Genomic DNA, 26243 nt, shown 5'->3' with positions numbered 1-26243 from the left:
CGTGCGCGCCTGCCTGGCGCGGGGCGATGCGGCTGCTGGCGTTGCAGGGTGCAGGCAGGAATGTACGGCCGCCTTGCTGCGTTTCAAGCCGTGACGGCCATCCGGCAGGCGCGGCCCGAACGCAGTATCCTCGCCGCGTTGGACTTTCCCTCGAACCCACGACGGAGTCACACCATGCGTTACAACCCCTTGGGCCGCACCGGCCTGTTCGTTTCGGAACTCTGCCTCGGCACGATGACCTTCGGCGGCGGCACCGGCATCTGGAACCAGATCGGCGATCTCCAGCAGTCCGACGCCGAACGGCTCGTTGGCCGCGCGCTGGACGCGGGCGTCAATTTCATCGATACCGCCGACGTCTACTCGCAAGGCGTTTCCGAGCAGATCACCGGCCAGGCGCTCAAGAACCTCAAGATCCCGCGCGAGCAGGTGGTGATCGCGACCAAGGTGTTCGGCGAAATGGGCTCGTCGCCGAACGAGCGCGGCGCCACGCGCTATCACATCATGGACGGCGTGAAGGCGAGCCTGAAGCGACTGCAGCTCGACCACATCGACCTGTATCAGATTCACGCCTTCGACCCCGTCACCCCGATCGAGGAAACGGTGCGCGCGCTCGATACGCTCGTGCAGCAGGGGCACGTGCGCTACGCCGGCGTTTCGAACTGGGCCGCCTGGCAGATCGTGAAGGCGCTGGGCATTGCGCAGCGCGAAGGGCTCGCGCGCTTCGAGTCGCTGCAGGCTTACTACACGATCGCAGGGCGCGATCTCGAACGCGAGCTCGTGCCGATGCTGGAGAGCGAGGGGCTCGGACTGATGGTCTGGAGTCCGCTCGCGGGCGGGCTCCTGAGCGGCAAGTATGGGCGCGACCAGCAAGGCGAGGCGGGCAGCCGCCGCACGACCTTCGATTTTCCGCCGGTGAACCGCGAGCGCGCATGGGACTGCGTGGACGCGATGCGGCCTATCGCGCAGGCCAAAGGCGTGTCGGTCGCGCAGATCGCGCTTGCGTGGCTGCTGCATCAGAAGGCGGTGACATCGGTGATCATCGGCGCGAAACGCGTGGATCAGCTCGACGACAACATCGCGGCCACGAAAGTGAAGCTCAGTGTCGAGGAGCTAGGCGTGCTGGGCGAGGCGAGCGGACTGCCCGCCGAGTATCCGGGCTGGATGCTCGCGCGTCAGGGCGAGCAGCGGCGCGCGCAGCTGCGGCAATCGCGGCAGGAAGAGGAATGACGCGGGAATGACGCGGGAACGAAGCTGGAATGAAAAGCGCCGGCGGTGGAAGCCGCCGGCGCGGTCTGGCCTGAAACTGGGTCGATCCGGTTGCCCGGCCGATCGGTCAGCTCGCCGCCGAGACCTTCAGATGGTTCTTCACCGAGGTCACGCCCGAGACGCCTTCCACGACCTGCCGGGCGTTGTCGCGGTCCTCGGCGCTCGGCACGGTGCCGGTGAGCGAGACCACACCCTTACGCGTCTTCACGTGGATGTGTTCGGACTTCACGTTCTTCGCGCCGAGCAGTTCGGCCTTGACCTTGGTCGTGATGGTTGCGTCGTCGACGTGCTGGCCCATGGACTCCGAACTGGCCGCGGGCGCGGAGCTGTTCGTCGTGGTCTGCGCACCGGCGAGAAGTGCGAACGTCATGCAAGCGGCGCCAGCCGCGGTCTTGAGGATCAGGATGCGCTTCATGGCTACTCCCTTTCTGGTTGTGGTCGCAGCTTCCCTCCGCAAGGTGCGTGCCTCGCCGCGCCGGTGCTCGCTGCGCACGCCGTTGAAAGCCTGCTGGAAGCCGTCTGCGCAGCCCACTATGCGGGATTGCGGCCGATTCACGCGACCCGGTTTCCCCGACCGGCGCGCGCACAAATTTTTCCGCACCGTTGTAAAAATCTCCACGGTGGGGTCGGAAAAAGGCTCGCGTCGTAGGCGTTGCAAGTGCCGATCCCGTTTCAAAACAGTGCGTTGTAAAAACTGGCATGGCTGTTGCATGAGCGGTGTTACCACTCAATTCAACAAAACGGGATTGCCATGCCTTCCATCGCGTTACACGCGCGCCAGCATCTGGCGCTCACGCCGCGTCTTCAGCAGGCGGTGAGGCTGCTGCAACTGTCATCGCTCGAATTCCAGCAGGAGCTGCGCGAGGCGCTCGACACCAATCCGTTCCTCGAATATGTCCCGCCCGCCTCGGAGACCGGCGAGGCTGCCGAAGCGGCCGACGGCGCAGCGGGCATCGGCTCCGCGGCGGCGCCCGCGGCCGAAGTTCCCGCCATGGCGACCGAAGGCGCCGGCGAGTCCGGCCTCGATGCCGGCATGGCGCAGGAAGCGTCCCCCTACGCCGAGACCTCGTACGCCGAGGCCAGCTACAGCGACGAAGGCTCGGGCTACACCGCCGAGATGCCAACGCCCGGCGCGTTGCGCACGTCGAGCTATCGCGGCGGCGAGGATGGCGATTCCGAGGCCTCCGACTGGGTGCGCGTGCCGGTTACGCTGCGCGAGCAGTTGCACGAGGCGCTGCGCCTCTCGCCGCTCGACGACCTTGACCGGATCGCAACGCAGATCGTGATCGAGGCACTCGACGACGACGGCTACCTGCGTCAGGACCTCGCCGATCTCGCCGATGTGGAGGGCGCGGGCGACGCGCTCGACGAGGACCGTCTGCGCGTGGCGCTGCGGGTGGTGCAGACGCTCGATCGCCCCGGGATCGGTGCGCGCTCGCTCTCCGAATGCCTCGTGCTTCAGCTCGAGGCGATGCCGCATGACACCCCGCATCGCGAACTGGCCTTGCAGATCGTCTCGCAGCATCTCGAACGCCTCGCGCGCCGCGAGCACGGGGAGCTACAGCGCCAGCTCGGCTGCGACGCCGCCTCGCTGCAGGCCGCGAGTGCGCTCGTGCGCCGCCTCGATCCGAAACCGGGCAACCACTATGGCCGCGCGGACGGCGGCTACGTCATTCCTGACGTGATCGTGCGCCAGGTGCGCGGCAAGTGGGTGGTGAGCGTGAACCCGGCCATCGAGCCGCGCGCGCGCATCCACAAGCTCTATGCGGAAATGTTCGCGCGCTCGGATCAGACGAGCCGCTCGCCGCTCGCTCAGCAGCTGCAGGAAGCGCGCTGGCTGATCCGCAACGCGCACAAGCGCTGCGAGACGATCCTGCGCGTGGGCGAGTGCATCGTCGCGCGTCAGAAGGCGTTCTTCCAGTACGGCGAAATCGCGCTGCGGCCTATGCTGCTGCGCGACGTCGCCGACGAATTAGGTCTGCACGAGTCGACCGTCTCGCGCGCCACGGGCAACAAGTACATGGCCACGCCGCGCGGCATCTTCGAGTTCAAGCGCTTCTTCCCGCGCGAGCTGGAGACGCGCACGGGTGGCACGTGCTCGGCGGCTGCGGTGCGCGCGCTCATCAAGGAAATGATCGACGCCGAAGATCCGCGCGACCCGCTTTCCGACGTCATCCTCACGCAGGAACTCGAAAAGCAGGGCGTGCAGGTGGCGCGCCGCACGGTCACGAAGTATCGGCAGATGATGAAGCTGCCAGCGGCTGAGATGCGCCGGCAGATTTGAGGCATGCGGTTTCTTCCGCGTGCCGGAAGACGGGGGGAGGTCAGCGGCGCGTGACCGGCGTAACGACACGTGTGGTAGCGCGTGGACCGCACGTGACGTTACGCGCGCCGCGATCGGCTATTTGTGGCGCACCCAGCGCAGGGCGAAGCGCCGCGCGCGTCAGCCGGAAGTGCCTGGCGCAATGCCGAGCCATCGCGCCACACGTCCTAGCGTGAGGCCGTTGCAGAGCAGATTCAGCAGGACGAAGGCAGCGGCCATCGCGGCCGCGAACGCGCGCGTGTCGGGCGAAAGCGCGTCGTTGCGCGCGACGCAAATCGCGAGCGTGAGCGTGACGGGCCCGCGCACGCCGCCCCATGCGATCAGCCATTGATGCGCGCGCGGCAACGGCTTGCAGATGCCAAAGCGGCTCAGCAGCGGCACGAAGATCGTGAGGATGCCGAATCGGCTCAGGGTGGCGGCCACCAGCGCCAGCCCGAGCGGGAGGGCGTCGCGCAGATGCAGCGTGTGCACCAGACCGGGCACGTGCGCTGACGCGAGCAGAAAGACAGCGGCGGAGGCGATGCCAGCCTGGTACGCCCAAAGCTGGCGAAACAGCCCCTGGCTCGCGGCGCGCGGGCGTGTCCGCATGAGCTGGCTGGCCGTGAGACCCGCACACACCACTGCGGCCACGCCGGAAACGTGAAGCCCGTGTTCCGCGGTCGGATAGAGCAGCGTGGGCAGCGCGAGCGACAGCGCGTACTCGGAAAAAGGCAGGCGGCGCAGCGCGCTCGACGTCGCCACGAAAAGCGCTCCCGCGAGCGCCCCAAACGTGCAGCCGCCGACGAGCGAAACGAGGAACGATGCGAGTGGATAGCCGTGGTTGTGCGCAGCGGTCGGCGCCAGAACCAGTGCACTCGTGAGGAGCGTGGAGATGGTGATAGCGGCGGCATCGTTGAGCAGGCTTTCGCCCTCGATCAGCCGGATCAGGCGTTCGGGCGCGCCGCTATTGCGAAAGAGCGCGATCACGGTGGAAGGATCCGTCGTGCTGACGATTGCGCCGAGCAGCAGGCAGACGATCAGGCTCTCGCCGCTGCTGATCCACGTGGCGAGGCCAACGCCTGCCGCAGCGGCCACCACCGCGCCGATCGCGAGCAGAAGGATGGGCGCGAGATCGGCGAAAAGACCGCGCGTATCGACCTGCAACGCCGCTTCGAAGAGGATGGGCGGCAGAAATATCCAGAGATACGCCTCGGGCGGAAGCGATGTCGTGAGCAAGGGTACGACAGTCGAAGCGGTGAAGTCTGGGGCGAACTGTTGCAAGGCGAGGTAGCCCGCGCCGAGCAGCACGCCGGCGCTGGTCAGGCCGAACGAATCGGAGAGACGAAAACGCTGTGCAGCGGCGTGGCAGAGCGCAATGATGAGTAGCAGGATACCGGCGCGGATGGTGAATTCGATTGCAGTTTGCAAAGGCAGGACACTCCGTGGTGCGGTTGGGCGCCGGGAGCGGCAGTGCCCGCAACGCATCGATTCAGTATCTCGCTGCGTTGCAACTTTGCATGTTGACCCATATCAACTCGCTGCTGACCAGGTCATGACGGCGGCATTACGGTCTTTTACGTGTCAGATGAGATTCGCCGTGCGCGGCTAGCTCGCACCGACGCGCTCGATCAGCGCCACCGCTGCCGCCGGGTTGCGCTCCTTGAAGCCGCTGATGACGTATAGATACACGTCGCGGCCGGCCTTCGCGGCGAGCGGCTTCGCGTAGGTGGCGAGGTCGTCGGGTGTTTCGCCGCGCGACCAGGCGAGCGCGCGCTTCGCCCAGAGGTCGAGATCGGCGGGAGCATAGCCCTGCGGGTGATTCTGCGCGGTTCCCATGATGCGGGCATAGACGAACGGCGCGCTCGTATCGCCGATCAGCGGATAGTCCGAATCGCCGCTGATGACGATCGCCGCCTTGTGCTTGCGCGCGAGTGCGACGAATTCCGGCGTGCAAAAACTCTCGTCGCGCACTTCGAGCGCGTGGCGCAGCGGGCGGCCTTCGGCCTCGTCCGGCAGCAGTTCGAGAAATCGTGCGTAGTCCTCGGGATCGAAGCGCTTGCCCGGCGTGATCTGCCAGTTGATCGGCCCGAGTTTGTCGCGCAGGTTCAGCACGCCGCCGCTCAGGAAGCGCTCGATCGTGGCCCCGGCTTCGGCCAGCACACGGCGATTCATCGCGAAGCGCGGGGCTTTCAGCGAGAACACGAAGTCTTCCGGGGTTTCATCGTGCCAGCGCGTGAAGCTTTCGGGGCGCTGCGCGCCGTAATACGTGCTGTTGATTTCCAGCGTCGAGAGATGACGGCTCGCATATTCCAGCTCGCGGCGCTGCGCAAGGCCGTCGGGATAGAACGTGCCACGCCACTGGGCATAGATCCAGCCGCCCACGCCGACGCGAATCCGGCCGTGCCGGGCTTTTGAAGTGGATGAAGGCGCCATTGGAAATCCGTCAGCGAAGCCGGGATGGCGCAGTGTAGCGCAGCACTGGCCGCGGCCGCTGGTCAGCGTGCCGATCTGAACCGCCGAGTTCATCCCGATTTTTAGGCATAGTCCGATATTTTCCTGTCCGCTGTGAGGCTACTTTAGTCCAGTTGTGTCAGATAACTTCACAGGGGCCATCAGATGTCTTCCCGTATATCTCCGGAACTTACCGATGTGCAGTGGCGCAGCATCGCGCCCATGTTTCACGAAATCCGTGTTGAAGGTCGCCGCCGCGGGCGCCCGGCGCACAATCCTCGTCGCGTTTTCGCGGGCATCCTTTGGGTACTGGCGACCGGCTCGGTCTGGTCGAAGCTGCCCGAGCAGTATCCCGATTTCCGCACCTGCCATCGCCGCTTCAAGCTGTGGTTCGACGCCGGTCTCGTGCATCACGCCATGGAGCGTCTGCACGGCGAGGAAGGCCTCGCCCTGTGCGCGGCCATGGCCGCACGCATGCAGCCGTGGCGCTCGCCGGCCGGCCGCAAGCCGCGCTTTCCGGTGGCGTCCTCGCTGCGCTGGCCGCTCTCGCGGCCTTTCGTGGAGCGATGAGCGGGCAGCGCGCAGGTATTCTGCGGCGGATCGTCGGTCCGCCGCAGCATCAAATTCCCCCATCCTCCGCTCGCATGCGTGCGAACAGCGGCGCCCACCAGGGCTCGCGCGAGAATGCCGCGATTTCCACGTCGGTATTGAGATCAACGGTGCGCTGCCGTTCGCGCGCATCGAGTGGGTCCGCTTGCGCCAATTGTGCGGCGAGCACCTCGGCGCCGGCGTCGGAAGCGTCGCGCGGCCCATGCGCGCGAGCGTTCACACGCTCGGCGAGCCGCGCTTGCGGCGCGTGGAAGTTCAGGATCAGCATTGGCCGGTTCAGCTCACGCGCGAGCGCTGCAAAACGTGCGCGATGCGTTGCCTTGAGAAACGTCGCATCGACTAGCGCCGTGTAGCCCGCGTTGAGCACGTCGCGTACATGGGCGACGAGGCGTTCGTAAAGCGCATCGAGCGCGGCATGTGTGTAGGCGCTTGCCGGCAGCGCCTCGAGCGAGGGCGGGGCGAAGGGTTCGAGCCGCTTGCGTTCGAGATCGCTCGACACGCGGATCGCCCCGCTCAATTCGGCGAGCGCGCGGCTCGCGACCGACTTTCCCGACCCCGAAAAGCCGTGGCAGAGCAGAAGCCAGGGTGCGGGCTCGCGCATGGCGCGCGCTTCGCTGGCCGCGAGCGCGAGGTAGCGCGAGGCGACGCCTGCGCGCGCTTGCGCATCGGACCGCGCGGGCGATCCCGCCTTGAGCATCGCTACCAATGCCCGTACCAGCGCGCGATAAACGATATGGAGCCGCAACGCCGCGAGCCCCGCGAAATCGCCTGTCGCTTCGAGGTAGCGATTGAGCAGACGGTGGGCATAGGCGGAGCGGCCATGCGCGCGCAGATCCATCAGCAGGAACGCAAGATCGCAGGTCACGTCGATCCAGCGCAGTTCGTCGCTGAACTCGATGCAATCGAACATCAGCGCGTGCCGCCCGTACCGCACGATGTTGTCGAGATGCAGATCGCCGTGGCAGGCGCGCACGAATCCATTCGTGCGGCGGCCGTCCAGGTGCTGCGCGAGACGTGCGAGTTCGCTTTCGCACGTCTCGCGCAACCCGGCGCGTGTCACTGCATGCGCGGTGCGCGGATCCGCTTCGAGGGGCGCGAGCGCCGCGAGCACCTGTTCGCGCAGCAGTGCTGCCGAGCCGAGGCGCGCTGCGGGCGCCATCGGCCCGCGTCCGGCCCGGTGCGCATGCCGATGGCTCGCGGCGAGGCTGGTTGCGGCTGCATCGATATCGTCCGTGCCCAGTTCACCGTGCGCGAGCAGGTTCGAAAACAGCAGGCGCTGATCGAAGCGGCGCATACGTACCGCATAGTCGATGATCTTTACGTTGCCGCGCCCGCCGCGTCTGGACCTGAGCCTGCAACGCCGACCGTCAAAAAATAGCTCGCCTGTGTCGCGATAAATCGGTCCGGCGAAGGGCGCATTCAGACGAATCTCAGCTTCGCAGCAGCGGAGCCGGGCATCGAGCCGCACAAAATTGACGAAGCCGAAATCGACGGGCTTCATGATCTTGTACGCGTACCGCCCGGCGAGATACACCACGGAAATATGCGTTTCGATGCGCACGATGCGCCCGGCCGGGTGCGCATACGTGGAGGCGCGCGAGAGCGCGGCGTCCACGAGGCGGCTGTGGCGCCGCGCTACGCGCTGGCGATTGGGGACATGGCGTGAGATAGGCGTGTCGGACATCGGCGTGGCTGTCGTGGGAAAAGAGGGCAACGGGGCGACAAGCGTCAGAACCAGCATAGTGCGAGCCAGCTCGGGAAGGCCGTTGCGCGGCATGTCAATGCCTTGGTCGAAACGGTCTGCATGGGCATCGGCGTCTTGTACCTTTTGTGCAATCGGGGGAGGCTGCGCGATACTGTCTAGTTCAACCCAACGGAATTCCGGATACATGGCGCATTTCGACGTATTCAACGGCGACGCAGACGGCATCTGCGCGCTGCATCAACTGCGGCTCGCAAGGCCGCGCGAGGCGACGCTCATCACCGGCGCGAAGCGCGACATCGCACTCGTCGAGCGCGTGCCCGCCAAGCCGGGCGACTCGCTAACGGTTCTCGACATTTCGTTCGATGTGAATCGCAAGGCGCTCACCGCGCTACTTGCGAAAGACGTCGTGATCGAATATTTCGATCATCACCACGCGGGCGACCTGCCTGTGAACAGGAATCTCGTCGCGCATATCGACACGACGGCGCAGGTCTGCACGAGCGTGCTCGTGGACCGCCATCTCGCCGGCCGCTACCGGCCGTGGGCGATCGCGGCGGCCTGGGGCGACAACCTGCCCGACACGGCGCAGGCGCTTGCCCAGCAGGCCGGGCTCGATGCCGGGCAGGCCGTGCAGCTGCGCGAGCTTGGCGAGTCGATCAACTACAACGCTTACGGCGACTGCGTCGAAGATCTCATGATCGCGCCGCTCGATCTGTACGCGGCGCTGAAGCCTTATGCCGATCCGTTCGATTTCATCGCCTCGGAGCCCATCGTCGGACAGCTCGCCCGTTGCCGTCACGGCGATCTCGAACTGGCCCAGGCCATCGCGCCGCTCGTCGCGCTCCAGTACGGCAGCGTTTGCGTGTTGCCCGACGAGCCGTGGGCGCGCCGCGTGCGCGGCCTGTTCGCCAACGTGCTCGCGAACGAGGAGCCCTCGCGCGCGCACGCGGTGCTGAGCGTGAACGCGGACGGCAACTATGCGGTGAGCGTGCGCGCGCCGCTCACGGAACCGCGCGGCGCGGATGAACTCTGCCGCGCGTTCCCCGGCGGAAACGGCCGGGTCGGCGCGGCGGGCATCGATTGTCTCGAATCGAACCGGCTCGACGCCTTTGTCACCGCGTTCGCGCGCGTGTTCGGGCGCACGAAGCCGGCTTCGGCCTGAGCAGCGCAAGGCGCAACTAAGCCGTGTCACCTGAGCCCTGCGCGGCGCGCGCCGCCGGCCAGCGCCAGTCGCGGATTTCGGGCATGTCGTCGCCGTACTCGTCCACGTAGCGGCGGTGCGCGGCCAGCTTGTCATGCAGGGTCTGGCGCAGATGCGCCGCGCGTTGCGCGAGGCCGTCCACGCGGTCGATCACGGCTTCGCACAGGTGGTAGCGGTCGAGCCGGTTGAGCACCGTCATGTCGAACGGCGTGGTCGTCGTGCCTTCCTCGATGAAGCCGTGCACGTGAATGTTAGCGTGATTGGCGCGCCGGTACGTGAGCTTGTGGATCAGCGTCGGATAGCTATGGTGCGCGAAGATCACGGGCTTGTCGGTCGTGAACAGCGCGTTGAAATCGGCGTCGGGCAGACCGTGCGGGTGACGGTCGGCGGGTTGGAGCGTCATCAGGTCCACCACGTTCACCACGCGGATCTTCAGGTCGGGCAGGCAGGTGCGCAGCAGATCCACGGCGGCTAGCGTCTCCATGGTCGGCACGTCGCCGGCGCAGGCCATCACGACGTCGGGCTCGCCGTCGTCGTCGTTGCTCGCCCATTGCCAGATGCCAATGCCGTCCGCGCAGTGGCGAATGGCTGCGTCCATGTCGAGCCATTGCGCCTGCGGCTGCTTGCCCGCCACGATGATATTGATACGGTTCCAGGTGCGCAGCACATGGTCCGTCACGGCGAGCAGCGTATTGGCGTCGGGCGGCAGATACACGCGCACCGTGTCCGCCTTCTTGTTCACCGCATAATCGATGAAGCCCGGGTCCTGATGGCTGAATCCGTTATGGTCCTGGCGCCACACGTGCGAGGTGAGCAGATAGTTGAGCGAGGGCAGTGGCCGCCGCCACGGAATCTCGCGGATCACCTGCAGCCACTTCGCATGCTGGTTGAACATCGAATCGATGATGTGGATGAACGCCTCGTAGCACGACATGAAACCGTGGCGGCCCGTGAGCAGATAGCCTTCCAGCCAGCCCTGGCAGGTGTGCTCGGAGAGGATTTCCATCACGCGGCCGTTGGTGGCGAGCTGGACGTCGTCGGGCGTGACCTCCGCGAGCCAGGTGCGCGACGTCACGTCAAATACGTCGCCCCAGCGGTTCGACGCAGTTTCGTCGGGCCCGAAGATGCGGAAGTTGCGCGTGGCGTCGTTCACGCGCATCACTTCGCGCAGGAACGCGCCCATCACGCGCGTGGCTTCGGCGTCCACCTGGCCCGGTGCGGGCACAGCCACGGCGTGGTGCTCGAAGGGTGGCACGCGCAGTTCGCGCACGCGGCCGCCGCCGTTCGAACGCGGGTTCGCGCTCATGCGCTTTTCGCCTTGCGGCGCGAGCGCGGCGATGTCGGGCACGAGGCGGCCTTGCGCGTCGAACAGTTCCTCGGGCTTGTAGCTGCGCATCCAGCCTTCCAGCAGCGCGAGGTGCCCCGGCTTCGAAATGTTGGCGAGCGGTACCTGGTGCGAGCGCCACGAGCCTTCGGTTTTCTGGCCATCCACGGTCTTCGGGCCCGTCCAGCCTTTGGGCGTGCGCATGACGATCATCGGCCAGCGCGGGCGCACATAGCCGGACGGCAGGTTGCCGTGTTCGTCCGCGAGTTCGCGCGCAGTCTTCTGGATGCGGGCGATTTCGTCGAATGCCGTGTCGAGCGCGGCGGCCATCAAGCGATGCGCCACGTCCGGTTCCTCGGCCTCCACGAAGATCGGCTCGTGGCCATAACCCTTCATCAGCGAGGCGAGTTCGTCGTCGCCTATGCGCGCGAGCACGGTCGGTCCCGCGATCTTGTAGCCGTTCAGATGGAGGATGGGCAGCACCGCGCCGTCGGTGGCGGGATTGAGAAACTTGTTCGAGTGCCAGGCGGTGGCGAGCGGGCCCGTTTCGGCTTCGCCGTCGCCCACCACGCAGGCGACGACCAGATCCGGGTTGTCGAACACCGCGCCGTAGGCGTGCGAGAGCGCGTAGCCGAGTTCGCCGCCTTCGTGGATCGATCCCGGCGTTTGCGGCGCGACATGGCTCGGAATGCCGCCCGGAAAACTGAACTGCTTGAAGAGCACGGCCATGCCTTCGACATCCAGCGGCACGTTCGGCCAGGTCTCGCTGTAGGTGCCTTCGAGCCAGGTGTTCGCGACGACGGCGGGGCCGCCGTGGCCCGGCCCCGCGAGAAACAGCACGTCGAGATCGCGCGCGTTGATGATGCGATTCAGGTGCGTGTAGAGGAAGTTCAGGCCCGGCGTCGTGCCCCAGTGGCCGAGCAGGCGCGGCTTCACGTGCGCGAGTTGCAGCGGCTCGCGCAAGAGCGGATTGGCGAGCAGATAGATCTGGCCAACCGAGAGGTAGTTGGCCGCGCGCCACCAGGCGTCCATGCGGCGCAGCAGGTCGTCGGAGAGCGGCGGGTAGGCAGGGGTGTCGGTGGCGTTCATGCGGGGCTCCGGTTGCGCGGCGGCGGAAGGCGGACCGAGGCGGACTGCGTGCGCGGCGCGGCGGCGTGCGTGGCGCGAGCCGGTGGCCCGCACGGCGGACGGACTCCGCGCGCCAGGCCGGGCTGCGGCCCTCGTGGTCCTGTGGGATTCGTCTTATGGTGCCACGATCGCGCGGCGCGCCACGCGTGGATGTCCTGTGGCGGCGAGTCGCATCGGGGTAGCTGCGCCGCAGCGCGCAATGCACGACAGCGCGCGGTCCGATTGCATAACATGGTTTTATGGTGATCGATGCGGCGCGTCTGCCGCGTTCTGGCGAGGAGGATAGCGATGCGGGCAATGCTGTTCGACGGCGAGAATCCGCGGCTGCGCGAAGCCGATCTACCCGACCCGGCACCGGGCGCGGGCGAACTGCTGATCGACGTGCGTGCGTGCGGCGTATGCCGCACCGACCTGCACGTCGTGGACGGCGATCTCGCTCACCCGAAAAGACCGCTCATTCCCGGTCACGAGATCGTCGGCACGGTCGCGGCGCTCGGGGCCGGCGTGACGGGTTTCGCGCCCGGCGACCGCGTGGGCGTGCCGTGGCTCGGCCGCACCTGCGGCCATTGCCGTTTCTGCGCCGACGGGCGCGAGAACCTCTGCGACGCACCCGGCTTCACCGGCTACACGATCGACGGCGGCTACGCCACGCGCACCGTCGCCGACGCCCGCTATAGCTTTCATCTGCCGCGCCAGTACAGCGACCTCGAGGCCGCGCCGCTCCTCTGCGCGGGACTCATCGGCTATCGCTCGCTCGCGATGGCGGGCGATGCACGGCGCATCGGCATCTACGGCTTCGGCGCCGCGGCGCATATCGTCGCGCAGGTCGCGCGCCACCAGGGGCGCACCGTCTACGCGTTCACGCGTCCGGGCGATGTCGCGGCGCAGCAGTTCGCGCGGCGCCTCGGAGCGACGTGGGCCGGCGGCAGCGACGAGCGCGCGCCCGAGGAACTCGACGCGGCACTGCTGTTCGCGCCGGTCGGCGCGCTCGTGCCCGCTGCGCTGCGGGCGCTGACGAAGGGCGGCACGGTCGTGTGCGGCGGCATCCACATGAGCGACATTCCCTCGTTTCCTTACGCATGGCTGTGGGAAGAGCGGCGCATCGTTTCGGTGGCGAATCTCACGCGCGAGGACGGGGCGACGTTCATGGCGATCGCTGCGCGGCACAAGCTCGAAATCGAAACCACGCCGTACCCGCTCGCGCGCGCGAACGAGGCGCTGGCCGATTTGCGCGAGGGACGGCTCACGGGCGCGGCGGTGTTGACGATGCGCTGAGCCGGTCAGGTGGATCACGATGGTGACGCAGTAGAGACAACGGGTCGCACTGGCCGGGGCGCGCATCCGTACCTGAATGCGCTACAACGATCTTTATCTGGATAGCGCGCCGGGAGCCGGTGCGCAACATGGGCGACGCCCGGGAGGTCCATGATGTACAAGCAGATTCTGGTAGCGGTCGATGGCAGCCGCAGCGGCCGGCGCGCGCTCGAGGAGGCCGTGAAGGTCGCGAAAGCGACTGGCGGCGCCGTTCAGGCGCTGTATGTCGTGCGGCATCCGGCGCGGCTCGTGGACGTCAGTACGGGCTTCGCCGAGGAACAGGCGCGCCACTCGGCGGAAAACGACGCGGCAACGGCGGCGCTCGAAGAGGCGAAACTGGTGTTCGCGCAGGCTCAGGTGCCGGGCTCCACGCGCGCGGCCGACGCAAGCGGCGAGGAGATCGCCGCAGTGATCTCGCGCATCGCCGCCGAGGACGGCGCGGACCTCGTCGTGATGGGTACGCGTGGCTTGTCGGGCATGAAGCGCCTGTTGCTCGGCAGCGTGGCCGAGTCGTTCCTGCGCATGGCGGACCGGCCGGTGATGCTGGTGCGCGACGAAGAGCTGCCGGCCAACTGACCGGTGTGCCCGGTTCCACCGGCCGGTTCGGGTCGAGGGCGCGATCGGCCGGGCAGCGTTCCCGCCCTTACAGTCCGTCGCGAAATACCCGCGATGACAAGCCTGGTGTTGACTCGCTGCGCATCAGGTATCTCGAAATGTGACGTCGATCAAGCGACAAATCGCCCATTCGTCGCGCGGGACGCCGTCTTCCTGCCTATGATGTTGGCTTGAGTCGGCCGTCTTGCGAACATACGGCACTCCGAAGCATCCCGTTCCCCATCGTCGCGCGTGAAGCGCTTTCATTTCGCTCGCCGCAGCCCGCGTCCCGTCGCGGTCCACCGCGGTCTCTTTGGCAGCAAACGCATCCGGCCGCGCCGGGCGAAAGCTACATAAGGAGGAGATTGACCATGGCAACCGCTTCCCATCCCTCATTCGACGCCGCCTCGCCCGGCAACGCGATGGGCGCCTCATTCGACACGTACCGTGCCAACACGTCGGCCGCGTTGCGCCTGCTCGTCGGGCAGCAGCAATGGCGCGAGCAGTTGCTGAAGCTGGAGCAGCGCCGCATCGCGCGCGACCGCGAGGCGGTCGAGGGCCTGCTCGAATCGCTGCGCATCGCGCGCGACTGGACCGATTTCGCGGTCGCCACGCAATCGGTCTGGCGCGACTATCTCGGCGCGAGCACCACGCTCTGGCAAGAGGGCGTCGCGGCGGCGATGCAGAGCGCGAGCACGTGGTCCGACAGTGCGCGCGACTTCACGCAGCAGTGGCAGGAGGCCTGTGCGGGCGCGCAAGCCAGCGCAGCCAAGGTGCCGGGTGCGCTGCCGATGCGCGAGTGGATGAACGCCTTCGAGCGCGCAATGAGCAGCGCCGCCAATGGTGCAGTGCATCCGGGCAAGGCGGCGGGCGCAGGCCGTGCGCAGGGCGCCAGCGCGGGCGGAGGCCAGCATGGCCACTAAGCGCGTTGCTTTCGTCACGGGCGGCATGGGCGGACTCGGCGAGGCGATCAGCCGGCGCCTGCACGATGCGGGCATGACCGTCGCCGTCTCTTGCTCGGCGGCGAACACGCGCGCCGATGCCTGGGTTGCCGCCGAACGCGCGGCGGGCCGTGAATTCGGCTGCCACCAGATGAACGTCGCCGACTACGAGGCCTGCGAGCGCGCGGCGCAGCAAGCGCTCGACGATCTCGGCCAGGTGGACGTGCTCATCAACAATGCGGGCATTACGTGCGACCGCAGCTTCGTGAAGATGTCGAAATCCGATTGGGACTCCGTGCTGCGCACCGATCTCGACGCGCTCTTCAACGTGACGAAGCCGTTCCTGCCCGGCATGATCGAGCGCGGCTTCGGGCGCATCATCAATATCGGCTCGGTCAACGGCTCGCGCGGCGCTTTCGGGCAGACCAACTATTCGGCGGCGAAAGCGGGCATGCATGGCTTCACGAAGGCGCTCGCACTGGAAGTGGCGAAGAAAGGCGTGACGGTGAACACCGTGTCGCCGGGCTACCTCGCCACGCAAATGGTGGAAGCCGTACCGAAAGATGTGCTGGATGCGCGCATCCTCCCGCAGATTCCAGTAGGCCGTCTCGGGCAACCGAACGAGGTCGCGGCACTCGTGGCGTTCCTCTGTTCGGACGATGCGGCGTTCATCACCGGCGCCGATATCGCGATCAACGGCGGGATGCACATGCAATGACGCGCCGCGCGGCGACACAAAAATTTCGCGCGCGGCAAAAAACGGGTCTTGCAAACGCGCGAGGCGCCTTCATGTTGGAACGGTAAGCGGCAGCGACCGCGCCGCGCGAGCGGCGCGCTTCGTTGCAGGCGATTCCCGGACGTCGGCCGCAGAGGTGTCATGCGCCTGTGCGAGTTGATGGGGGAACTTAGGAATCCGACGCAACGCCGTCGTTGTGTGGACACGAAAAACGTTCTGCCCATGGAGGCATCAATGAGCACTATCTCGCGTTACGATCCGTTTTCGATGGAAGGTGTGCCCGATCTGTTTCACGGGCTGTTCCGGCCGTTGCGTGCTACGAGCGGCGCGGAAGGGCAAGCGGCCAGTATCCGGATCGACGTGACGGAAGACGAGGCCGGTTTCACGGTGAAGGCTGAAATGCCCGGCGTCGACCGGAAAGACATCGACGTGAAGATCGATGGCAATCTCGTTTCGATTGCCGCGAAAGTCGAGCGCGGCAGCGAACTGAAGGAAGGTGAGCGCGTGGTGCGTCGCGAGCGCTATGCGGGCAGCGTGAGCCGCGCGTTCACGCTCGCCGCGGAAATCGACGATGCAAAGGCGGGCGCGCAATACAAGGATGGCGTGCTGACGCTGACGCTACCGAAGCGGGCCGCAAGCGCCAGTAAGCGCCTCGAAATCAACTAAGGGCGAGAGGCTGTAAGCGGGCGGCGCGCAGACTGCATATCGTGCAGCTGCGCGCCGCTTTCTTGCTTCGGACACCGGCGCGTAACACAGCGAAACATGGCTGTAGCGAAACTGTACGATTGACTCGCTATGCTGGGGTGACTCAAGCCCACGGCCCTTCGGCCGATTGCTTTTTCGGGCATGTGGCTGGAATCGGCGTTTGCGCCTCGACTCCGGCCAACAACTGGAGAGACCTGATGCTCAGTCACCACGAACTAGCGACCCTGCTGCTGATCCGTGATGCGGACGCGCCGATTCAAATGATCGATTCCGATTTCCTTGCGCTGCAGCGCTATCGTCTCGTCGAAATGGACGAGGCGGGCGGCGACCCCACGCTGCGCCTCACCACCCGCGGTCGCGAACTGCTGCGGCGACTCACCCACGACGAGGGCGGCGAGCCCACTATTTGAGCGGCCGCCGCGAGCCGCTCTTGCGTAGCAAGGCGTGTCAAGAGCGTTTCATCGAGCGCTACGCCCGTTACAACCGTGTAATACGTCGCAGAACGCTCTGGGATACAGTGCTGGCTTTTGATTCCCACCACGCTGTTTTCATACGCAAGAGCCGAGTCATGAACGCCGTTACCAAGCCCGCTGTCCGCCTGTTTGCCCTGATTTCCTGCGCCGCGCTTTTCGCGCCGCTCGCTGCTGTCGCCCAACCGTATCACCACGAGGTGTGTCACGTCGAGCACGTCCACCATCACGCTGAGCGCGTCTGTCATCACGTGCGCTGATATTGCACCGCTTGCAAAGCTGAATGCAGGAAGACGCCGCACTTTTTGTGCGGCGTTTCTTTTTTATTCATGTAATTAGGATGGCAAAATAAATATCAGAAATTTGTGCTACGTCATGTCGTAATTAATTGAAAGAGTGGGTTTGCACAAAAAATGTCGCGTCACGGTATGCTCCGCGTTCCGTTGCATACGTTTTCCTTGCAGCGAGTCACGTTATCCCAACCGCAAGGCCAAACGCACGCAATGAAAAACATCACGTCGCTAGCCGCAGCCGGTGTTGTCGGCAGCGCGCTCGCCTTGGCTTCGGGGTCAGTTTGCGCGCAGGAATTCACGCTCTACACAGGGCCGCTCAAAAGCGGCGCCGATCATACCTATTCGTGGCAAATGGATTACACGGAGGGTTTCGGCCAGTATTTTGCCGGCAGCATTGCCTGGCTCAACGAAGGCCATATTCCGGATCATCACCGCGACGGCCAGGCCATCCAGGCGTGGGCGCGTTTGCCGCTCGCGCAGCGCCGCTTCGTATTCGCACTGGGTGTCGGGCCGTATCGCTATTTCGATACCGAGGCCGCGTCACAGGGTCAGGGCTGGTCCGATACGCACGGCTGGGGCGTGCTCTACAGTGCGCGCGCCACGTGGTACTCCACGCATCGCTGGACAGCGAACCTGCAGCTCAACCGCGTGCAAGTGTCGCGCGGGCCATCGACGACATCGCTCATGCTGGGCGTGGGCTATCAGCTCGACGCGCCCGGCACACCAGGGCCGCGCGATTTCGCGCTGCCGCGCACGCAGAAAGTGACGAACAACGAGATCACGCTGATGGCGGGCGAGACGATCCTCAACAGCCTCGAATCGCAGACATCGGCGGCCGAGGCAATCGAGTACCGGCGCGGCATCAATTCCTTTCTCGACGCCACGGTGGGATATCTGCACGAGGGCAATGGCATCTCGGCGCGGCGCGACGGCGCGACGGCGCAAATCTGGCTCACGCGCGCGTTCTTCGACGAGCGTCTCACGCTCGGGTTCGGCGCTGGCCTCTACGCGGCGATCCATCACGGCGAGCATCCCGACGAGCGTGATACCGGCGACGGGATTCTCTCGGGGCTCATCTCCGTTTCGGCTTCCTATCGCTTGACGCAGCACTGGGCGGCGCGCGTCACCTGGAACCGCGTGGTCACGCGCTATAGCCGCGATACGGACGTGATCCTGGGCGGTATCGGCTACCGGTTCTGAGCGATGGTGAAGTAGCCAGCGCGGGCACGCCTTGCGTCGGCATGGACTTTTGCCCGCTAGTCGCGACGTTAGCTACCCTGAGGCGGACGGCCACCGCCGCCGCCAGGCCCGCCACCGCCGCTAGGTCCGCCACCGCCTCCCGGTCCGCCACCACCACCGCCGCCGCCGCCAGGCCCGCCACCACCGCCACCTCCCTGCGGTCGATTATTCCCGCCGCCGGACGGCCGCCCACCGCCTTGCCCCTGAGGCCGGCCGCCGCCCTGGCCGGGCGGACGGGCATTCCCTTGACCAGGCGGACGGGCATTTCCTTGTCCCGGCGGCCGCGCGTGCCCTTGTCCGGGCGGCCGCGCGTTGTTATTGCCGGGGCCCGCGCCGGGTGGCCGGTTTCCCTGTCCCGCGTTGTTGTTGGGCGGCCGATTCCCGCCGCCCTGGTTGGGCGGCCGTGTGCCGCCCGGCGGACGACCGACGGGCGGACGCGGCCGCACGGGCGGCGGCGGCAGAGGTCGTGGCCCTGGATGGCGCGCCCAGCGCGATTGATTGGAGTACCACGGCCGGTCGCGGTAGTGCATGCCCCAGTACGCGCCGAGCGAGAACGTCACGATAGGCAGACCGATGCGCGGGCCATAGTTCATCACCGGCACGCGTTGTCCTTGCCACGGATAGCTGATGAAGGTGCCGTAGACCCAGCCTCGCAGGCCCGGAAAACCGATGTCGCACCAGCTAAAGCCCGCGACGCAGCCCCATACCGTCACTGCCACGCCACCCGGAATCTGCGCGACGATAGGAAAGTCGGCTGCGGGTCCTGCGTAGATGTTGACGGTCTGATTCGTGAATGCCTGCGACTGGGCGTGCGCGGGCGGAGTAGCCACGAATATGCCGGCTAGCGTGGCGAGCACGACACCGAGAAACTGCTTGCGCATTGCTGCCTCCCGCTGGGTGGAATCACCCGGACATTTATTGAGATAGCAACCATAACGGTAGCAGATAAGGCTTTTAGGGCGCGCCGAGGCATGTAACGGCTTATTTCGTGCGGGTGCGCGCGCACCGGTCAGGCGCAGCGTTCAGAGCGTTCAGCACGCATTCGGCCAATTGTCGGCGTGGCGCACGCAGTATGCCGCGCTGTGCAAAAATCGCGGCCTCGGTTCGCAAAGAAGAAAACAGGCGGCCGATTCCGTATCAGCAGACGAGGAGCAGACCACCGTGATTCAGCGTATTTCCCACTTCTTTACCGGCGTAGTGCATCGGATCCTGCCGGACCCGCTCATCTTCGCCATTCTCCTCACCGTCGTGACCTTCGTGCTGGCGTTCGCGCTCACGCCGCAGCCGCCTGAAGCGCTCGTCTTGATGTGGGGTTCGGGCTTCTGGAACCTGCTCGCGTTCGCGATGCAGATGGTCCTGATTCTCGTCACCGGCCACGCGCTTGCCAGCTCCGGCCCGGTCAAGCGCATGCTGGTCGCGCTGGCGAGTTGCGCGCGCACGCCGGGCCAGGGCGTGATGCTGGTTGCATTCGTGGGCGCGATTGCCTGCGCGATCAACTGGGGCTTCGGGCTCGTGCTCGGCGCGATGTTCTCGCGCGAAGTGGCCCGGCGAGTGCGCGGCGCGGACTACCGGCTGCTCGTCGCCGCCGCGTACATGGGCTTTCTCACGTGGCACGGCGGCCTTTCCGGCTCGGTGCCGCTCGTCGCGGCCACGAAGGGCAATCCGATGGAAAAGGCCGTCGGCCTGATTCCGGTCTCGCAGACCATCTTCACGGGCTATAACGCGTTCATCACGCTCGGACTGATCGTGCTGCTGCCGATTCTCGTGCGTCTCATGATGCCGAAGCCCGAAGATGTCGTCTCGGTCGACCCCGCGCTGCTCGAAGACCCGCCGAGCGTCGAGCGCAAGCTCGGCCCGGATGCGACCTTCGCCGAGCGCATCGAGGAAAGCCGCGCGCTCGCGCTGCTGGTGGCGGCACTCTGCTTCGTGTTCCTCGGCTTCCGCTTTCACACGAAGGGCTTCGCGCTCGACATCGACACCGTGAACCTCGTGTTTCTCGCGGCGGGCCTCGTGCTGCACAAAACGCCGATGGCCTACGCGCGCGCCGTGGCCGGCGCCGCGAAGGGCGCCTCGGGGATCATGATCCAGTTCCCGTTCTACGCGGGCATTCAGGCGCTCATGGACCACTCGGGTCTCGCGGGCGTCATTACGAAGTGGTTCGTCGATATCGCGAACGTGCACACGTTTCCGCTGCTCGTGTTTCTCAGCTCGGCGGTGATCAACTTCGCGGTGCCTTCGGGCGGCGGCCACTGGGTCGTGCAGGGGCCGTTCGTGATGCCGGCGGCGCAGGCGCTGGGCGCGGACCTCGGCAAGTCGGCGATGGCGATCGCTTACGGCGAGGCATGGACCAACATGGCGCAGCCTTTCTGGGCGCTGCCCGCGCTCGCGATCGCCGGCCTCGGCGTGCGTGACATCATGGGTTACTGCGTGACCACGTTGCTGTTCTCGGGCGTCGTATTCGTCGCGGGGATGTATCTCTTCTGAGCGTGAAACGGGCGGGGCGCGAGCACCGTCCGGTCATTTGTGCTTCACGTGCTTCGCCAGATAGTCGCGCAGCACGATTGCGTGATTGCGCTGCGTGTCGTGGGAGCCATAGAGCAGGGTGATGTGCCCGTTCCCGGCCGCTTCGGCGAGCGGCCGCCAGGCGTCCGGATTGGCGTTCAGCTCTGCCAGATAGCGCTTCCTGAATTCGGTCCACTGCTCCGGGTCCTGATGGAACCATTGGCGCAGTTCGGTGCTCGGCGCCACCTCCTTCAGCCATTCCACGTTCGCGAGCTTTTCCTTGCTCAGGCCGCGCGGCCACAGCCGATCCACCAGATAGCAGTGGTGTCCCTGCTCGGGCAGCGGTTCGTAGACACGCTGGATATCGATTGCCGGGTTCGTCATCGTCGGCTCCTTTTTAGTGGTGTGCGCGTGGCGGCCTTCAGGTGCCAGCAATGCTTTTACGCGCGCCTGCAGCGCGGGCAGGACGTCGAGTTCGAACCACGGGTGGCGCTTGAACCACGCCTGATTGCGTGGCGACGGATGCGGCAGCGGCACGAAATTGGGTGCATAGTCGCGCCAGGCCGCCACCGTCTCGGTGAGCGAGCCACGGCGCTCGCTGCCGAGAAAATAGCGCTGGGCATACTGGCCGACGAGCAGAGTCAGGCGCACGCCGCGCAACTGCTCGATGAGCCGCGCGTGCCACAGTGGGGCGCATTCCGGGCGCGGCGGGTTGTCTCCGCCCCCGCCGCGGCCGGGGTAGCAAAAGCCCATCGGCACGAGCGCGACCTGAGCGGCGTCGTAGAACGTTTCGCTGTCGATGCCTAGCCACGCGCGCAGCCGTTTACCGCTCGCGTCGTCCCACGGCACGCCCGAGGCGTGGACCTTCGCGCCCGGCGCCTGGCCGACGATCAGCAGGCTTGCCGTATCGCTTGCCTGCAGCACAGGGCGCGGCCCGAGCGGCAGCGCGTCGGCGCAGGCATGGCAGGCGCGGATTTCGGCGAGCAACGCGGGAAGCGGGCCCGATAGCGAATCCGGCCCGCGAAGCGGATGGACATTCGACACGGCAAGGCAGGAAGGCGTGGCGGGAGATCCAGTCTACCAAACGCCCTGGTGCGCCGCTGCGACCGGCCCGCCGCGCGCTGATCGCAGCGCGACTCCAGCGCGTTCGAGCCAGATTGCGCGCTGCGTCATTCTCGTGCGGCCATTTACGCTTTTCCTGTAATCTCGCCCGTGGTCTGTCTGGAACGGAGCCGCAATGCCTGCCGAAGCCGAGACGTCAACCCGCACGACCCGCACCGAGCCCTTGCTCGTCGATCTCGCACTGCAAGGCGGCGGCTCCCATGGCGCATACACATGGGGTGTGCTGGACCGCCTGCTCGAAGAGTCGTGGCTGCAGATCGAAGGCATTTCGGGCACCTCGGCGGGCGCGATGAACGCCGCCGTGCTCGCGAGCGGCCATGCGTTGGGCGGCGCGGCCGGCGCGCGCGAGGCGCTCGAACGCTTTTGGCGCCGCGTGGCCGACGCCGCGCGCTTCAGCCCGTTCCGGCGCGGCCCCGTCGACATCCTGCTCGGGCGCTGGACGCTCGATCATTCACCCGTGTTCGTCGCGCTCGACATGATGGCGCGTGTCGTCTCTCCGTACGACCTGAATCCGGGGCGCGTGAACCCGTTGCGCACGATCCTCGCCGACACCATCGACTTCGACGCGTTGCGCCGCTCGCGCATCAAGCTCTTCGTCACGGCCACGCGCGTTTCCAACGGGCAGGCGCGCGTGTTCCGCAATGCCGATGTCACGCCCGACGCGCTGCTCGCCTCGGCCTGTCTGCCCACGCTCTTTCAGGCCGTCGAGATAGACGGTGAGGCCTACTGGGACGGCGGTTACGCGGGCAATCCGACGATTACGCCGCTGATTCGCGAGACCGATTCGATCGACACGATCCTCGTGCAGGTGAACCCCGTGGAGCGCGGGGGCACGCCGCGCTCGGCGCGCGACATCATCAACCGCGTGAACGAGATCGCGTTCAACTCGCCGCTAATCAAGGAGCTGCGCATGATGGCGCTGCTGCACAAGGTCGCCGACGCAGGCAGCGAGGAGGGCCGCCGCTGGGCGCATATGCGCCTGCATCGCGTGCATAGCGCGAAGCTCGTCACGCTGGGCGCGTCGTCGAAGCTCAACGCAGAGTGGTCGTTCATCACGATGCTGCGCGACGAAGGCCGCCACACCGCCGATGAATTCCTGGCGCAACACGGTGCGCAGCTCGGCGAGGCATCCACGTTCAATTTCGAAGCGCTGCTCGAAGGGGTGCTGCAATGAGCGCGGGCACGCTCGTTATCGGCCTCGGGGGCATGCTCGCGAGTCTCGCGCTGCTGATCTGGCTCGCGTATCGCGGCTGGAGCGTGCTGCTGCTCGCGCCGCTGTGCGCCATGCTGGCCGCGCTCATTTCCGGCGAGCCGGTGCTCGCGCATTGGACGCAAACATTCATGTCGAGCACGGGCCGTTTTCTCGCCCAGTTCTTTCCGCTCTTCCTGCTCGGCTCGCTGTTCGGCAAGCTGATGGAAGACAGCGGCTCGGTGGACGCCGTGGCGCGCCTCATGATCGACAAGTTAGGCACGCGTCACGCACTCGTGGCCGTGGTGCTGGGCGGCGCGCTCGTCACCTATGGCGGCGTGAGCCTGTTCGTCGCGTTCTTCGTGCTCGCCCCCATGGCGCAGGCGCTGTTTCGCTCCGCCGATATCCCGCGCCGCCTGATGCCCGCTGCGATCATGCTCGGCACGGCGACCTTCACGATGTCGGCGCTGCCCGGCACGCCCGCGCTGCAAAACGCCATTCCGATGCCGTTCTTCGGCACGACGCCGTTCGCGGCGCCGGGCCTTGGCGTGATCGCGAGCCTCGTGATGGCGGGCTTCGGCCTCTGGTGGCTCGGGCGCGCGGCGGCGGCGGCGCGGCGCAACGGCGAGGGCTTTGTCGAGCCCGACAACGGCGGCGCCGATGACGAAGAGCGCGGCAAGTCCTCGCTCGTGCGCGAGCGCGCGAGTCTCGCCCAAGCCTTCGATCCCGCCGAGATCGGCGGCGCGGCTGTACCGGACCATGGGGGGCCGCCGTCGCCCTTCGTCGCGCTCGCGCCGCTCGTGGTCGTCGTGGCGATGAACTTCGTGATGAACGTCGTGGTGTTCCCGCGCATCGACGCGTCGTATCTCGCCGAACCGCGCTGGGGTTCGACCACGCTTTCGGCGGTGGCGGGCGTGTGGGGTGTCTCGGTTGCGCTCGCACTCGGCATCATCGTGCTGGTGGCGCTCAATCGCGGGCGGCTCGGCGCGCTACGCGAGAGCGTCGATGCGGGCGCCAACGCGTCGGTGTTGCCGGTGCTGAGCGTGGGCAGCCTCGTGGGCTACGGCGCCGTGATTGCCGCATTGCCCGCGTTCGAGGCCGTGCGCGACTGGGTGCTCGGCATCGGCGGCGGCCCGCTCGTCTCGCTCGCCGTGGCCACGAACCTGCTCGCCGGGCTCACGGGCTCGGCCTCGGGCGGGTTGACCATCGCGCTCGACGCGCTCGGTGGCACCTACATGGAGCTCGCTGCCCAGCATGGCATCGATCCCGCTTTGCTGCACCGCGTCGCCGTGATGTCGTCGGGCACGCTCGACAGCCTGCCGCACAACGGCGCCGTCGTCACGCTGCTGGCCGTGTGCGGCTCGACGCATCGCGAAAGCTACCGCGACCTCGTGGTGGTGAGCATCGTCGGCGCGCTCATCGCGCTCGCCGTCGTGATCGTGCTCGGTTCTCTGTTCGGCAGTTTCTGACTGGCGTTCCTGCGCGAAACACGCCGCGGGGCAGCGATCCGCCAACGCGCGTAGACTCTCGCGAAGCGGCGGCCCTTCGCAAGGAGGCTTCATGAAATTGCTTGCTGTCCACCCGAGCGGACTGATGTACACGCGCGTGTTCCTGCGGCTCGAGCCGCTGGGTCTCGAATCCGTAGCCGGTACGGCGCGCGATGCGGGCCATGACGTGCGCCTGCTCGATCTGCAGGTCGAGACACACCGTGACCTCATGCGCATGGTGCGTGACTGGCAGCCCGAGGCGCTCTGCTTCTCGGGCAACTATCTGGCCAACATTCCCGAGATCATCGATCTCTCGAAGGCCGTGAAGGCCGCGCTTCCCTCGTGTTTCGTCTTCGTCGGGGGCCACAGCGTGTCGTTCACCGCACACGATCTGCTGCGCCATGCCGAAGGCGCGATCGATTGCGTGCTGCGCGGCGAGGGTGAAGCTTCGGTGAACGAACTGCTCGAAGCGGTGTCGCGCCGCACCGACCTGCTCGCGGTGCCCGGCGTCCTCACGAGCCACGGATCGGGTCCGCCGCCAGGCTTCGTCGAGAATCTCGATCCGGTACGGCCCGCGCGCGACCTGCTACGCCATCGCCGCAAGTATTTCATCGGCACGCTCGATCCCTGCGCCTCCATCGAGTTCGCGCGTGGCTGCCCGTGGGACTGCACGTTCTGCAGCGCATGGACGTTCTACGGACGCAGCTACCGCACGCGCAGCCCCGAAGTCGTCGTGGACGAACTGGCGGCGTTGCGCGAGCCGGGCGTATTCATCGTCGACGACGTGGCGTTCGTGCATGCCGAACACGGCATGGCGATCGGCGAGGCGATCAAGCGGCGCGGCATCGACAAGCGCTACTACCTGGAAACGCGTGGCGACGTGCTTCTGCGCAACAAGGACGTGTTCCGTCTGTGGCAGTCCATTGGCCTGAAGTACATGTTCCTCGGTCTGGAGGCGATCGACGAGGCGGGGCTCAAGGCGTTTCGCAAACGGATCAGCCTTGACAAGAATTTCGAGGCGCTCGAATTCGCGCGTTCGTTGGGGATTACCGTCGCGATCAACCTGATTGCCGATCCGGACTGGGACCGCGAACGCTTCGAGACGATCCGCCAGTGGTGCCTGGAGATTCCCGAGATCGTCAATATCAGCGTGAATACGCCATATCCGGGCACGGAGAACTGGCAGCGCGAGGCGCGGCGCCTCACGAGCCTCGACTATCGCCTTTATGACATCCAGCACGCCGTCGTGCCGACGCAGCTTCCGCTGCCCGAGTTCTACGCGGAACTCGTGAGCACGCAGCAGGTGCTCAATCGCAAGCACATGGGCTGGACCGCGCTGCGCGGCGCGGCGGGTCAGGCCACGCATCTGCTATTGCACGGCCAGACCAATTTCGTGCGCATGCTGTGGCGTTTCAACTCGGTGTTCGATCCGCGCCTGCAAATGGCCGACCACGCGCGCGAAGTCCACTACGAGATGACGCCGCCCCCCGGCACGAGCGGCGCGCCGCAGGTCGATATGAAGACCGTCTACATTCACGGCCCCTCCGGCCGCAAGGGCCGCAAGATCGACGACGCCACGGAGAAGTTCGTCGACGAGACACGCATGGGTCTCGGCTGATTGTTCGGCCGGCGCCGTCTTGACGTACACCGGTTGCGCGCGCGTCC

At 66.5% G+C, this 26243-nt stretch carries 23 protein-coding genes and 1 pseudogene; 16 read left to right on the top strand and 8 right to left on the bottom strand.

What is annotated here, in order from left to right; genetic code table 11:
- Window positions 1-174 precede the first annotated feature (174 nt).
- Window positions 175-1227: an aldo/keto reductase gene (locus tag BFD71_RS03775; RefSeq protein ID WP_069261967.1), complete on the top strand. Its 1053-nt coding sequence runs from the start codon at window positions 175-177 to the stop codon at window positions 1225-1227.
- A 106-nt stretch (window positions 1228-1333) separates the two neighbouring features.
- Here BFD71_RS03775 and BFD71_RS03770 read toward each other — a convergent pair whose 3' ends face one another.
- A complete protein-coding gene (locus tag BFD71_RS03770) occupies window positions 1334-1681 on the bottom strand; it encodes a BON domain-containing protein (protein ID WP_069261966.1) in 348 nt (115 codons plus the stop codon).
- Between the two features lie 336 nt (window positions 1682-2017).
- Between BFD71_RS03770 and BFD71_RS03765 the strand changes: the two genes are divergently transcribed.
- The gene (locus BFD71_RS03765) at window positions 2018-3550 is read left to right on the top strand and encodes an RNA polymerase factor sigma-54 (protein WP_069261965.1); all 1533 of its coding nucleotides are present in this window, start codon (window positions 2018-2020) and stop codon (window positions 3548-3550) included.
- Window positions 3551-3709: 159 nt separating this feature from the next.
- Here the strand turns inward: BFD71_RS03765 and BFD71_RS03760 are convergent, their stop codons facing one another.
- Window positions 3710-4996 carry a cation:proton antiporter gene (locus BFD71_RS03760; protein WP_069261964.1) on the bottom strand — a complete coding sequence of 429 codons (1287 nt, stop codon included), beginning with the start codon at window positions 4994-4996 and terminating at the stop codon, window positions 3710-3712.
- Between the two features lie 177 nt (window positions 4997-5173).
- A complete protein-coding gene (locus BFD71_RS03755) occupies window positions 5174-6001 on the bottom strand; it encodes a DUF72 domain-containing protein (RefSeq protein ID WP_069262391.1) in 828 nt (275 codons plus the stop codon).
- Window positions 6002-6184: 183 nt separating this feature from the next.
- Between BFD71_RS03755 and BFD71_RS03750 the strand changes: the two genes are divergently transcribed.
- The gene (locus BFD71_RS03750) at window positions 6185-6589 is read left to right on the top strand and encodes a transposase (RefSeq protein WP_083245038.1); all 405 of its coding nucleotides are present in this window, start codon (window positions 6185-6187) and stop codon (window positions 6587-6589) included.
- A gap of 49 nt (window positions 6590-6638) precedes the next feature.
- On the opposite strand, the gene BFD71_RS03745 is transcribed toward BFD71_RS03750, so the two are convergent.
- Entirely contained in the window at window positions 6639-8312 is a 1674-nt protein-coding gene (locus BFD71_RS03745) for a bifunctional aminoglycoside phosphotransferase/ATP-binding protein (RefSeq protein WP_256094479.1), read from the bottom strand.
- Window positions 8313-8517: 205 nt separating this feature from the next.
- On the opposite strand from BFD71_RS03745, the gene BFD71_RS03740 reads away from it, so the two are divergent.
- Window positions 8518-9495 carry an acetyltransferase gene (locus BFD71_RS03740; protein ID WP_069261961.1) on the top strand — a complete coding sequence of 326 codons (978 nt, stop codon included), beginning with the start codon at window positions 8518-8520 and terminating at the stop codon, window positions 9493-9495.
- A gap of 16 nt (window positions 9496-9511) precedes the next feature.
- On the opposite strand, the gene BFD71_RS03735 is transcribed toward BFD71_RS03740, so the two are convergent.
- Window positions 9512-11947, bottom strand: a complete 2436-nt coding sequence (locus BFD71_RS03735; protein ID WP_069261960.1) for a phosphoketolase family protein — start codon at window positions 11945-11947, stop codon at window positions 9512-9514.
- Window positions 11948-12274: 327 nt separating this feature from the next.
- Here BFD71_RS03735 and BFD71_RS03730 point away from each other — a divergent pair, with 327 nt between their 5' ends.
- The 8 genes from BFD71_RS03730 to BFD71_RS03700 all read left to right on the top strand — a co-directional run bounded on the left by BFD71_RS03730 (window position 12275) and on the right by BFD71_RS03700 (window position 18239).
- Window positions 12275-13261 (top strand): zinc-dependent alcohol dehydrogenase family protein, encoded by a 987-nt coding sequence (locus BFD71_RS03730; RefSeq protein ID WP_069261959.1) that lies wholly within the window; start codon window positions 12275-12277, stop codon window positions 13259-13261.
- Between the two features lie 153 nt (window positions 13262-13414).
- Entirely contained in the window at window positions 13415-13876 is a 462-nt protein-coding gene (locus BFD71_RS03725; protein WP_069261958.1) for a universal stress protein, read from the top strand.
- Between the two features lie 389 nt (window positions 13877-14265).
- Complete coding sequence (locus BFD71_RS03720) at window positions 14266-14817, top strand: hypothetical protein (protein WP_069261957.1); 552 nt, start codon at window positions 14266-14268, stop codon at window positions 14815-14817.
- Window positions 14807-15553, top strand: a complete 747-nt coding sequence (locus BFD71_RS03715; protein ID WP_069261956.1) for a beta-ketoacyl-ACP reductase — start codon at window positions 14807-14809, stop codon at window positions 15551-15553. The genes BFD71_RS03720 and BFD71_RS03715 overlap by 11 nt, the downstream gene beginning before the upstream one ends.
- A 252-nt stretch (window positions 15554-15805) precedes the next feature.
- Window positions 15806-16237, top strand: coding sequence for an Hsp20/alpha crystallin family protein (locus tag BFD71_RS03710; RefSeq protein WP_069261955.1), 432 nt, complete (start codon window positions 15806-15808; stop codon window positions 16235-16237).
- Window positions 16238-16473: 236 nt separating this feature from the next.
- Complete coding sequence (locus BFD71_RS03705) at window positions 16474-16686, top strand: hypothetical protein (protein ID WP_069261954.1); 213 nt, start codon at window positions 16474-16476, stop codon at window positions 16684-16686.
- Between the two features lie 158 nt (window positions 16687-16844).
- Window positions 16845-17006, top strand: a complete 162-nt coding sequence (locus BFD71_RS41280) for a hypothetical protein (protein WP_176732820.1) — start codon at window positions 16845-16847, stop codon at window positions 17004-17006.
- Window positions 17007-17249: 243 nt separating this feature from the next.
- A complete protein-coding gene (locus BFD71_RS03700; protein WP_069261953.1) occupies window positions 17250-18239 on the top strand; it encodes a hypothetical protein in 990 nt (329 codons plus the stop codon).
- 68 nt (window positions 18240-18307) lie between these two features.
- Here BFD71_RS03700 and BFD71_RS38840 read toward each other — a convergent pair whose 3' ends face one another.
- The gene (locus BFD71_RS38840) at window positions 18308-19159 is read right to left on the bottom strand and encodes an SH3 domain-containing protein (RefSeq protein ID WP_141710560.1); all 852 of its coding nucleotides are present in this window, start codon (window positions 19157-19159) and stop codon (window positions 18308-18310) included.
- Window positions 19160-19439: 280 nt separating this feature from the next.
- Between BFD71_RS38840 and BFD71_RS03690 the strand changes: the two genes are divergently transcribed.
- Entirely contained in the window at window positions 19440-20762 is a 1323-nt protein-coding gene (locus BFD71_RS03690; RefSeq protein ID WP_069262390.1) for a TIGR00366 family protein, read from the top strand.
- Between the two features lie 33 nt (window positions 20763-20795).
- Here BFD71_RS03690 and BFD71_RS41975 read toward each other — a convergent pair whose 3' ends face one another.
- Together BFD71_RS41975 and BFD71_RS41970 are read right to left on the bottom strand one after the other, a co-directional pair.
- Window positions 20796-21164 carry a DUF488 domain-containing protein gene (locus BFD71_RS41975; protein ID WP_256094507.1) on the bottom strand — a complete coding sequence of 123 codons (369 nt, stop codon included), beginning with the start codon at window positions 21162-21164 and terminating at the stop codon, window positions 20796-20798.
- A 42-nt stretch (window positions 21165-21206) separates the two neighbouring features.
- Window positions 21207-21824, bottom strand: a pseudogene (locus BFD71_RS41970) (uracil-DNA glycosylase family protein); the annotation flags it as partial.
- Between the two features lie 193 nt (window positions 21825-22017).
- Between BFD71_RS41970 and BFD71_RS03680 the strand changes: the two are divergent.
- The 3 genes from BFD71_RS03680 (at window position 22018) to hpnR (ending at window position 26196) form a co-directional block, all read left to right on the top strand.
- Window positions 22018-23076 carry a patatin-like phospholipase family protein gene (locus BFD71_RS03680; protein WP_176732819.1) on the top strand — a complete coding sequence of 353 codons (1059 nt, stop codon included), beginning with the start codon at window positions 22018-22020 and terminating at the stop codon, window positions 23074-23076.
- The gene (locus tag BFD71_RS03675) at window positions 23073-24560 is read left to right on the top strand and encodes a GntP family permease (RefSeq protein ID WP_069261951.1); all 1488 of its coding nucleotides are present in this window, start codon (window positions 23073-23075) and stop codon (window positions 24558-24560) included. The genes BFD71_RS03680 and BFD71_RS03675 overlap by 4 nt, the downstream gene beginning before the upstream one ends.
- Before the next feature lie 91 nt (window positions 24561-24651).
- A complete protein-coding gene (hpnR, locus tag BFD71_RS03670; protein ID WP_069261950.1) occupies window positions 24652-26196 on the top strand; it encodes a hopanoid C-3 methylase HpnR in 1545 nt (514 codons plus the stop codon).
- Window positions 26197-26243: the final 47 nt, after the last annotated feature.

Origin of the sequence: Paraburkholderia nodosa, assembly GCF_001718195.1 — a bacterium.
GTDB lineage: Bacteria > Pseudomonadota > Gammaproteobacteria > Burkholderiales > Burkholderiaceae > Paraburkholderia > Paraburkholderia nodosa_A.
The sequence above is the reverse complement of the archived record's forward strand: the minus strand, read 5'-3'. Positions and strand labels throughout refer to the sequence as shown.